Source organism: Ruminococcus sp. YE282 (assembly GCA_900101355.1).
Lineage (GTDB): Bacteria > Bacillota > Clostridia > Oscillospirales > Acutalibacteraceae > Ruminococcoides > Ruminococcoides bromii_A.
Window position 1 is genome coordinate 141,380 of sequence record FMUV01000002.1, and the last position, 10,735, is coordinate 152,114.

A 10,735-nucleotide genomic window follows, 5' to 3' on the forward strand; every position below is an offset into this window, starting at 1 on the left:
TGTTTACTGCGGATTGAAAGGACATATTATATGTTAGAAACAAAAGATATTCTTGAAACAATAAATATGATTGACAACGAAAACCTTGACGTAAGAACAATTACAATGGGTATTTCGCTTCTTGATTGCATTGACGAAGATATAGATAAGGCTTGCACCAAGGTTTATGACAAAATCTGCCGCAGTGCAAAAGATTTGGTAAAAACGGGTGAAGATATTCAGCGTGAGTACGGCATTCCCATAATCCATAAAAGAATTTCCGTTACTCCGATTGGAATGGTTGCAGCACCTTGTCAAAGCAAAAATGTTGTTAAGTTTGCATATTCGCTTGACAAAGCGGCAAAAGAACTTGGCGTCAACTTCATCGGCGGTTATTCCGCACTTGTTCAAAAGGGATTTGCAAGCGGTGATTACGCACTTATTGAAAGTATCCCTCAGGCCCTTGCCGAAACCGAATTTGTTTGTTCATCGGTTAATATCGGTTCAACAAAAGCCGGCATAAATATGGACGCAGTAAAGATGATGGGTAAAACCATTAAAAAGACTGCCGAAGTAACTGCCGACAGAAACTGCATCGGAGCAGCAAAACTTGTTGTTTTCTGCAACGCCCCCGAGGACAACCCGTTTATGGCGGGTGCTTTTCACGGAGTAGGCGAAGCCGATACCGTTATTAACGTAGGTGTTTCGGGTCCCGGTGTTGTAAGAGCCGCTCTTGCTAAAGACGGCGCAGGCAAAGATATAACGGAAATTGCGGATATGGTAAAGAAAACCGCATTTAAAATCACAAGAATGGGTCAGCTTGTTGCAAAAGAAGCAAGCAAAAGACTTTGCGTTCCGTTTGGAATTGTTGACCTGTCACTTGCACCTACACCGGCAGTCGGCGACAGTGTTGCACATATACTTGAAGAAATGGGTCTTGAAGCTTGCGGATGTCACGGCACAACTGCTGCTCTCGCCTTGCTGAACGACGCCGTTAAAAAAGGCGGCGTAATGGCTTCATCACACGTAGGCGGTCTGAGCGGCGCATTTATTCCTGTTTCGGAAGACGCAGGAATGATCAGTGCTGCCAAAAACGGTTTTCTTGATATAACAAAGCTTGAGTCAATGACAGCCGTTTGCTCGGTTGGTCTTGATATGATTGTTGTTCCCGGAGAAATAACTCCGGAAGTGATTTCCGCCATCATTGCGGATGAAGCTGCAATCGGTATGGTAAACACCAAGACAACCGCTGTAAGACTTATTCCAGCTATCGGAAGAAAAGCCGGAGACGTGCTTGAATTTGGCGGTCTTCTCGGCAGCGGCCCGGTTATGCCGATAAGAAAAGGCTCGCCGGAAGTATTCATAAACCGAGGCGGAAGAATTCCTGCTCCGCTCCAGGCTTTGAAAAACTAATATCAGTGAAAACCGAAATTTGTCTGCGGAGGCAGTAATTCCTCTGCCCCATGGTTTTCATTAATATAATCAATCGGTTATACCAGAGGTGTTATTATGGAAAATATGATTAAAAAAATTGTCGATGCCGATAACGAAGCACGGGCAATGGAAGAAAACATAAAAAAAGAAAAGGGCGAGCTAAGTCAAAAGATTGACAGCGAAGCTCAGGCCATATATGACAAATATATGAGCGAAGCTCTTGAAACCATAAAGCGCAACGACGCAGCCGAAGAAAAGAACGCCGCTCAGCAATGGGAAGAAGTAAAAGGCAAACAAAAGTCAGCCCATATTAAGCTTCAGTCTGACTACAAGAACAACTGTGACAAATGGGTCGATGAAATTGTGAAGCGTGTAATCGAATAAATTACATGCTTTAACTTTTAACGGAGGTGGATTATGCCAAATACATCTTTTGCGGTTATGACAAAGGCAAGGTCAAAATTTGGCAAACGTCTTACTGATAAGGATTACAACAGTTTGTTGGCGTGTCAAAGCGTTGCCGAGGTTATGTCTTACCTTAAGTCATATACGCGATATTCAAAGGCTCTTGAGGATATGAACGAGCGTGATGTGCACAGAGGCAGGCTTGAAGCTCTTTTAAGGCAAAACCTGTTTTATGAATTTGACTCTCTGTGCAGATATGATTCAAGCATAAGCTCGGGACTTTCAAAATATATTATCGAATCTATTGAAGTTGAACAGATTGTAAGATTTTTGATTTTGCTCAATTCCAATTCTACCGATAAATTTATTTATCAATTCCCGTCGTATTTTGCAAGTCATACGGATATTGATATAAACGCACTTGCAAACGCTAAAAATTATGATGAATTTCTCAGTGTTCTTTCATCATCACCCTATCACAATATTCTTAAGGAATTTGAGCCGGATGAAAAAGGACGCTTGCCTGTTTCGGACATTGAAACCAGGCTTTATGAATATGTATATTCAAACCTTTATCAGATAATTGACAAAAAGGCGAAAGGAGTTGAAAAGAAAGAATTAAAATCTATGTTTTCAACGATTATTGATTATAATATTTTTTCAACTATACTGAGATTGAAAAAGTATTATAAACTTCCGCCTGATGTAATTAAAAATTCCCTGATGGTCAAGTACAGCAACATCAACAAAAGAGTAATTGACCAAATGTGCAAGGCTGAGTCTTCGGGCGAGGTGTTCACAATTATGCAGAGCACCAACAACGGCAGACTGATTAACAAAATCGGATATGTATACGCAAGCGATATCAGTCCGAGAGTTAAGTACAGACTTGCAAGAAAGAATATGCGTTTTTCAAACAACCCGTCGGTTGTAATGATTTCGTATATGTTTGTTTCCGAAACAGAGCTGATGAATATCATCTGTCTGATTGAGGGAATAAGATATAAATTAGATACTAAAAAGATACAGTCACTGCTTATTTATTAAGGTTTCTTAATACATTTACAGCCTGACTTATAAGTAGAGGTGATTTTAATTTGGCAATTTCTACCATGCAAGCCGTGAGTATTATCGGTCTGATTGATAATATTGATGACGTTATTACGGTACTTGGTAAATCAGGTGTGTTCCAACCTGATAACGTCACTGATTTTTACGGCGACACAAAGGACTTTACACATCTTCAGACAAAAAACATCTATGCTGAACCATTGACAAATTTAAAAGCTTCGCTTAACTTAACAAAGCGAAATTTCAAAATTGTAGATGTCAGCGACTACAATCCGCCATTTGAAGAGCTGGAAGCCTTTGCTAACAACACTGCTCATGAAATTGACGCACTTGTGGATGACAAGGAGTTTATTTCCGAACAGCTTTATGAAGCAAAGGAAAACCTGGTTGAAACAAGCCACTTTCTTGGAATCGGCGTTGAAATTGAAAGTTTGCTGAAACTTAAATATGTTAAGGCAAACTTCGGTAAGATGCCAAAAGAAAGTCTTGCAAAACTTGACGCCTACAAACACAATCCGTTTGTTGACTTTAACATCTGCACTCAGGATAAAACACATTTATGGGGCGTGTATTTCACTCCGATTGATAAGGCAGAAGAAATTGATAAAATTTTTGTGGGACTTTATTTTGAAAAATGCGACGTCCTCGGCGTTCAGGATACTCCTCAGGACCATCTTGACAAATTAAAGTCAATCGTTCCTCAGCTTGAGGAAAAACTTAAAACCGTTGAGAAAAAAATTGAGGATTATCTTAATGAAAAATCCGAGCTTATTTCCAAAAACTTATCAAAGCTTGAGGAACTTTACCTTTACGCAGGCATCAGAACCAAAGCTTTGCAGTATAACAAAAGTTTTATTATTGTAGGCTGGGTTCCGAAAGAATCGGTAAAGCCCCTTAAGAAAAAGCTCTCGGAAATCAAGAGCATTGAAACAGAGTTTTCCGCATCATATAATCAGATAAAAAAATCACCGCCTGTAAAACTGAAAAACTGTTTTTTAGCTAAACCTTTTGAGTTTTACACAGAAATGTACGGTGTTCCTAAGTATAATGAGATTGACCCGACACTGTTTGTGGCAATCACATATATAATAATTTTCGGAATTATGTTTGCCGACCTCGGTCAGGGACTTATGGTTTCGATTGTAGGAATGTTGATGTGGAAAATCAAAAAGATGAAAATAGGAAAAATTCTTATCCCCTGCGGTATTTCATCTGCGATATTCGGCACAATATTCGGAAGCGTATTTGGTTTTGAACACATGCTTGACCCTATGTACAAAGCACTGTTCGGACTTGACGAAAAGCCGTTTGAAGTAATGGCTCATCAGAACACAACATTTATTATCTTGGGTGCTATCGGAATCGGCGTTGTCCTTCTGATTGTTGCAATGTTCCTGAACATTTACACTTCATTCAGACAAAAAGACTACGGACGTGCATTATTCAGTTCAAGCGGTCTTGCGGGCGTTGTTTTCTACTCCGCTACAATTTTTGGCCTTGCAGGTCAACTTTTCTTGGGCAAGCACATTCTTTCTCTCCCCTATATTTTAGGATTAATAGTATTTCCGTTCATACTTGTATTCTTCAGCGAACCCCTTTCGGGACTTGTAAACAGAGAGCCCGACTGGAAACCTGAAAGTTGGGGCGGATATATAGTTGAAAAGCTGTTTGAATCTCTTGAGATTCTTTTGAGTTATGTTACAAACACAATGAGCTTCCTGCGTGTCGGCGCATTTGTACTTGTTCATGCGGGTATGATGATGGTTGTATTCGTGCTTGCCGAAACTATCGGAGGCGTCGGATACTGGATTGTTGTTGTTCTCGGCAACGGTCTCGTTATGGCTCTGGAAGCACTTCTTGTATCAATTCAGACGCTTCGTCTTGAGTATTACGAGATGTTCAGTAAGTTTTATTCGGGTGAGGGCAGAAACTACGAACCCGTTAAATTAATCAAAGAATAATTTTTTGGAGGTATTTATTATGTTATTATTCAATTCAATTATGCTAATCTTACCGGTAGTATTCCTTATTCTTTCTGTTGTACTTGCAGTTAAGGCATTTGAAAAAGGCAAGAGCAGAAAAAGAACAGTTCTTATGCAGCTCGCCTCGTTTGCAGCAGTATTTACATTGTGCATGGTTTGCCCGTTCGTAGCCAGCGCAGCAACAGGCGACACATCAACAGCAACAGACGCAACAGCAGCAGGTTTGGCTTACATCGGCGCAGGTCTTGCAACAGGTTTCTCTTGTATCGGTGGCGGTATTGCCGTTGGTAATGCAGCTCCGGCAGCTATCGGTGCTACAAGTGAAGATCCTAAGGCATTCGGTAAAGCTATCATCTTCGTTGCACTTGGTGAAGGTGTTGCACTTTACGGTATGCTTATCTCCATCATGTTAATCTCAGCAGTAGGCTGATAAACCGCAAAGTGCTTTTAGCAACAAATAAAGGTTTTGATAATATGAAATTTTTTTTGATAAGTGATAATGTTGATACCAAAATGGGAATGCGCTTTGCCGGCGTTGAGGGCGTTGTTGTTCACGAAGAAGAAGAAGTTCGCTCCGAGCTTACAAAAGCTATGAACAGAGAGGACATTGCCGTTATACTTATGACGGAGCACCTTGTTTCTCTCTGCCCCGATTTGGTGTATGACCTTAAACTTAACCACAAGCGTCCGCTTATTGTTGAAATTCCCGACCGTCACGGTAACGGAAGAACCAAGGACAGTATTACAAAATATGTTCAGGACGCAATTGGCGTTAAGCTTTAATTGACGATTACTTAAATTCAGAAGCTGAGAGGTTATTTATATGGAAATTACCGCAAAAACCGATAACTTTCTGAAAGCCATAATGAAATATGCCGACGACCAGAGAAATGAAATGCATTCCGAGGTTGATAAGCTGAAAGAGGAAAAAATCAAGGAAGCCGAGAAAAAGGCTGCCTTTGACAGCGAAAAGCTGATAAAAGACAAACTTGAAGCTAAGAAAAACGAGCAGACCGGTATCCTTGCAAAAAACACTCAGGAAGGTCAGAGAAAGCTCTTTGTTGAAAGAGTTGAAATGACCGAGAATATTTTCAAAAAGGCCGAAGAAAAACTTATTGAATATACAAAAACATCCGCTTATTCCGAAAAGCTGACTGAAAGCGCAAAAGAAATTGCAGCTCTTTTCGGCAAGGAAAGCTGTGTTCTCTATGTAAACGAAAGAGATTTGAAAGCAGCTGACAAAATCAAGGCATTTTTCGGCGGAGAAGCCGAAGTCAAAGCAGACAAGTCGGTAAAAATCGGCGGCTTAAAGGGCTATTGCGAAAATCTTAGAATTGTAGCTGACGAAACCCTTGACAGCAAACTTGCCGACCAGAGGGAATGGTTTATTGAAAACTCAAATCTCAGCGTGCTTTGATGAATTGAAACCGAAAGAGTGATATGTATGGAAAACAACAATGTTATATATGGAATTAACGGACCTGTTGTAACCGTAAAAAAAGCCGATTGCTTTGAAATGATGGAAATGGTTCACGTTGGCAAGCAAAAGCTTGTTGGCGAGGTAATCGGAATCACCGATGAATTTACCACAATTCAGGTTTATGAGGAAACCACAGGTCTAAAGCCGGGCGACCCCGTAACCGGCACTGGTGCTCCGATGAACGTACTTTTGGGACCGGGAATCATTGACAATATCTTTGACGGTATTGAGCGTCCTTTGAAAGCAATCGAAGAGCAATCGGGTTCGTTTATCAGCCGAGGCGCAAGCGTAAGCTCTCTTGACGACAAAAAGCTTTGGAACGTTACCCTCAAAGTTAAAGTTGGCGACAGACTTGAAAGCGGACAGATTTATGCTACGCTGCCCGAAACTCCGATTATTGAGCACAGACTTATGGTTCCGCCGTCAATTTCAGGCGTAATTACCAAGGTTATGCCTAACGGAGAATATAAACTTTTTGACACGGTTGCAGTAATTAAGGACGATGACGGCGAGGAACACAACCTTACATTGTGCCAGCAATGGCCAATCAGAACATCACGTCCTGTTAAAGAAAGACTCACGTCTTCCGTACCGCTTATTACAGGTCAGCGTGTTATCGACACCCTCTTCCCTATTGCCAAGGGCGGCACAGCCGCTATTCCGGGCGGATTCGGAACTGGTAAAACAATGACTCAGCACCAGCTTGCAAAATGGTGCGATGCCGACATTATTATATATGTAGGCTGCGGCGAACGCGGAAACGAAATGAGCCAGGTACTTGAAGAATTTTCGGAATTGATTGACCCTAAGTCACAGCGTCCGATGACCGACCGTACCGTTCTTATTGCAAACACATCCAATATGCCTGTTGCGGCTCGTGAAGCTTCTATTTACACAGGTATTACACTTGGCGAATATTACAGAGATATGGGCTATCACGTTGCAATGATGGCTGACTCAACATCACGTTGGGCTGAGGCTTTGCGTGAGATTTCAGGACGACTTGAAGAAATGCCTGCCGAAGAAGGCTTCCCGGCATATCTTCCGTCAAGACTTGCAGAGTTTTACGAAAGAGGCGGACGTGCTGAGGTTCTCAGCGGCGGCGAAGGCTCGGTTACACTTATCGGTGCCGTATCTCCGCAGGGCTCTGACTTCTCTGAGCCTGTAACACAGAACACAAAGCGTTTTACACGTTGCTTCTGGGCACTTGACAAAGCGCTTGCTTATGCAAGACATTATCCGGCAATCAACTGGATTCAGAGTTACAGCGAATATTTTAACGACCTTGACCCTTGGTTCAGAAAGAACCTCGGCGACGAATTTGTTGAGTACCGCAACAAGATAAGTGCATTGCTTCAGGAAGAAAATTCCCTTATGGAGATTGTAAAGCTTATCGGTTCGGATGTTTTGCCTGATGACCAAAAACTTGTTATTGAAACAGCAAGAGCTATCCGTGTAGGATTCTTACAGCAGAATGCTTTCCACGCAGACGATACATTCGTACCGCTTGAAAAGCAAAAGCTGATGATGAAAACTATTCTTCATCTTTATGAAAAGTCAAAAGAAATTGTGGCTCAGGAAATTCCGCTTTCAAAAATCCTTGCACTCGGACTTTTTGATAAGCTTACAAAGATGAAATATGATATTCCAAACAGCAAGCCTGAAATGTTTGACGAATATATAAAAGAAATTGACGAAAAACTTGCAGCACTTAAATAAGGAGGAAACGCAGTAATGATTATAGATTATGTAGGCGTAAAGGAAATTAACGGCTCGCTTATCGTAATGGACGGCGTTAAGGGCGTTTCCAACGAAGAAATCGTTGACATCAAGCTTGACAACGGTACTGTTCGCCAGGGACGTGTGGTTCAGATTGAGGGCGAAAGAATTGTTGTTCAGGTTTTTGAGGGAACAAGACGAATCAGCCTTAAAAATACAAAAACAAGGTTAACGGGACATCCGATGGAGATGCCGCTGTCACCTGAGATTATCGGACGTGTTCTTAACGGTTCGGGCAAACCGATTGACGGCTTGGGCGATATTTTCCCCGTAAAGAAAGAAAACATCAACGGCACGCCGATTAACCCTGTTTCACGTGTGTATCCAAAGAACTATATCAATACGGGTATTTCAACCATTGATACACTGATGACGCTTATCCGCGGACAGAAGCTTCCTATCTTCTCAGGTTCAGGTATGTCGCATAACGACTTGGCTGTTCAGATTGTACGTCAGGCAAAAATCAGCGGCGCAGACAGCACAAACTTTGGCGTTGTGTTTGCCGCAATGGGCGTTCAGAAAGACGTTGCCGAATACTTTAGAAAGAGTTTTGAAGAAAGCGGCGTCCTTTCAAGAGTTGTTATGCTTCTTAACCTTTCAAACGACCCTATCATCGAAAGAACACTTACACCAAGATGTGCGCTGACAATTGCGGAATACCTTGCATTTGAACTTGATATGCACATTCTTGTTATTATGACAGATATGACCTCATATGCCGAGGCTCTTCGTGAGTTCTCATCATCAAAGGGTGAAATTCCGGGCAGAAAAGGTTATCCGGGTTATCTTTATTCCGACCTTGCTTCTTTATATGAGCGTGCCGGAATGATTAAGGGACACTCGGGTTCGGTTACTCAGATTCCGATTCTTACAATGCCTAACGACGATATTACCCACCCTATCCCCGACCTTACGGGATATATTACAGAGGGTCAGATAGTTCTTGACCGTACCTTGCAGGGACAGGGATTTTATCCTCCTGTCAGCGTTTTGCCGTCGCTTTCACGTCTTATGAAAGACGGTATCGGCGAGGGCTATACAAGAGCCGACCACCAGTCGCTTGCCAACCAGCTTTTTGCTTCTTATGCAAAGGTAATTGACGCAAGGTCGCTTGCTTCGGTTATCGGTGAAGAAGAACTTTCGCCGATTGACAAAAAGTATATTGAATTTGGTAAGCTGTTTGAAAACAGGTTTGTTAATCAGGGCTTTAACGAAAACAGAAGCATTGAACAGAGCCTTGACCTTGGCTGGGAGTTGCTTTCAACTCTGCCGAGAGCAGAACTTGACCGTGTTGACGACGCTATACTTGACCAGTATTACAAAGGCTAATCTGCTGAAAGGAGAAAGCATATGGCTGTGCAGGCTGTACCTACCAAAGGTAATTTGATGAATACCAAAAAGTCGCTTTCGCTTGCCAAAAACGGCTATGAGCTTCTTGACAGAAAGCGTAATATTCTTATTAGAGAAATGATGACTCTGATTGAAAAGGCTAATGCAATTCAGCAGAAGATTGACAATGCCTATGAAGAAGCTTATATTGCTTTGCAGACGGCTAACGTAACCAACGGTTTTTGTGAAGATATTTCAAACTCAATCCCGGTTGAAGACACCCTAAAGCTCGATTCAAGGAGCGTCATGGGTGTTGAGATTCCTATTTTGACAATTGAGGAACACCAGCACCACAACTTTTTGCACTACGGCTTGCAATCGACAAATTCTGCGATTGACAACGCCTACAACAAGTTTACCGAGGTTAAGTATCTTACCGTTGAGCTGGCTCAGATTGAGAACAGCGTTTACCGACTTGCCGACTCAATCAAAAAGACGCAAAAGCGTGCAAATGCGCTTAAGAACATTATGATTCCAAAGTTTGAGGAAACCGTAAAGTTTATCTCGGACGCTCTTGACGAAAAGGACAGAGAGGAATTCAGCCGTCTTAAGGTTATTAAAAAGACGAAGCAAAAGAACAGCGAAAGCGCATAATCAATTGAATATGACATAATTTAAGCGTGCAGAAACCTGCACGCTTATTTTTGTGTGATTTACCTGCAAAATCTGTATAAAAGCATTTAAACAAAATTTTGAATTACAGATTATCATTTAGTTTTTCACTTAAATTATCTTATCATTTATCGCTTTCTCCATTTTCTCTATTCTTTCACTGTTAAAACCGTCTGCTTTTATTTCATTGATTCCTGCAAGACATATATTTCTAATTTCATCGGCAGTATCTAAATTAAAGCTTAAAATTGCTAAAATCATTGCATAACATCCGGCAAATTCTAATGTTTTATACTCTTGATACAGATTATAAATTGCTGTCTTATATGAAATTATTGTATTGCAATTGTCTGAGTTAAGCGCTGTGCTTGCCAATGCCTTTGCATATTCCAAAGCAATTTCAGGTGCTTGATATTCTTTTAGCAATGCTTTAATTTTATCTGTTTGCTTAACACTTTCATCAAAATTGTCTGTATCAAAAGTAGCATTTCCCAATACCTTTGCATATTCCAAAGCAATTTCAGGTGTTTTATATTCTTTTAGTAATTCATTAATTTTATCTGCTTGTTCAAGCCTTTCATCAAAATTATCTGTAACACAAGTA

The 10,735-nt window shown here is 41.2% G+C and carries 11 protein-coding genes; 10 read left to right on the forward strand and 1 reads right to left on the reverse strand.

From position 1 onward, the window contains the following. Positions 1–30: 30 nt before the first annotated feature. From BLP46_RS01910 to BLP46_RS01955, 10 genes are all read left to right on the forward strand, one after another. Complete coding sequence (locus BLP46_RS01910; RefSeq protein ID WP_092974756.1) at positions 31–1,392, forward strand: PFL family protein; 1,362 nt, start codon at positions 31–33, stop codon at positions 1,390–1,392. A 96-nt stretch (positions 1,393–1,488) separates the two neighbouring features. Further along, entirely contained in the window at positions 1,489–1,797 is a 309-nt protein-coding gene (locus BLP46_RS01915) for a hypothetical protein (RefSeq protein ID WP_092974759.1), read from the forward strand. 33 nt (positions 1,798–1,830) lie between these two features. After that, entirely contained in the window at positions 1,831–2,865 is a 1,035-nt protein-coding gene (locus BLP46_RS01920; protein WP_092974763.1) for a V0D/AC39 family V-type ATPase subunit, read from the forward strand. Positions 2,866–2,915: 50 nt separating this feature from the next. Further along, positions 2,916–4,850, forward strand: a complete 1,935-nt coding sequence (locus BLP46_RS01925; RefSeq protein ID WP_092974766.1) for a V-type ATP synthase subunit I — start codon at positions 2,916–2,918, stop codon at positions 4,848–4,850. 19 nt (positions 4,851–4,869) lie between these two features. After that, positions 4,870–5,301: an ATP synthase subunit C gene (locus tag BLP46_RS01930; RefSeq protein WP_092974770.1), complete on the forward strand. Its 432-nt coding sequence runs from the start codon at positions 4,870–4,872 to the stop codon at positions 5,299–5,301. Between the two features lie 44 nt (positions 5,302–5,345). Beyond that, entirely contained in the window at positions 5,346–5,654 is a 309-nt protein-coding gene (locus BLP46_RS01935; RefSeq protein WP_092974773.1) for a V-type ATP synthase subunit F, read from the forward strand. Between the two features lie 40 nt (positions 5,655–5,694). Then, the gene (locus BLP46_RS01940; protein WP_092974776.1) at positions 5,695–6,288 is read left to right on the forward strand and encodes a hypothetical protein; all 594 of its coding nucleotides are present in this window, start codon (positions 5,695–5,697) and stop codon (positions 6,286–6,288) included. A gap of 27 nt (positions 6,289–6,315) precedes the next feature. Further along, positions 6,316–8,070 carry a V-type ATP synthase subunit A gene (locus BLP46_RS01945; protein WP_092974780.1) on the forward strand — a complete coding sequence of 585 codons (1,755 nt, stop codon included), beginning with the start codon at positions 6,316–6,318 and terminating at the stop codon, positions 8,068–8,070. A 15-nt stretch (positions 8,071–8,085) separates the two neighbouring features. Continuing rightward, positions 8,086–9,459, forward strand: coding sequence for a V-type ATP synthase subunit B (locus tag BLP46_RS01950; RefSeq protein WP_092974783.1), 1,374 nt, complete (start codon positions 8,086–8,088; stop codon positions 9,457–9,459). A gap of 21 nt (positions 9,460–9,480) precedes the next feature. Next, positions 9,481–10,113, forward strand: coding sequence for a V-type ATP synthase subunit D (locus tag BLP46_RS01955; protein ID WP_092974786.1), 633 nt, complete (start codon positions 9,481–9,483; stop codon positions 10,111–10,113). A gap of 129 nt (positions 10,114–10,242) precedes the next feature. Here the strand turns inward: BLP46_RS01955 and BLP46_RS12925 are convergent. After that, a partial coding sequence (locus BLP46_RS12925; protein ID WP_167669140.1) for a hypothetical protein occupies positions 10,243–10,735 on the reverse strand: 493 nt, incomplete at its 5' end.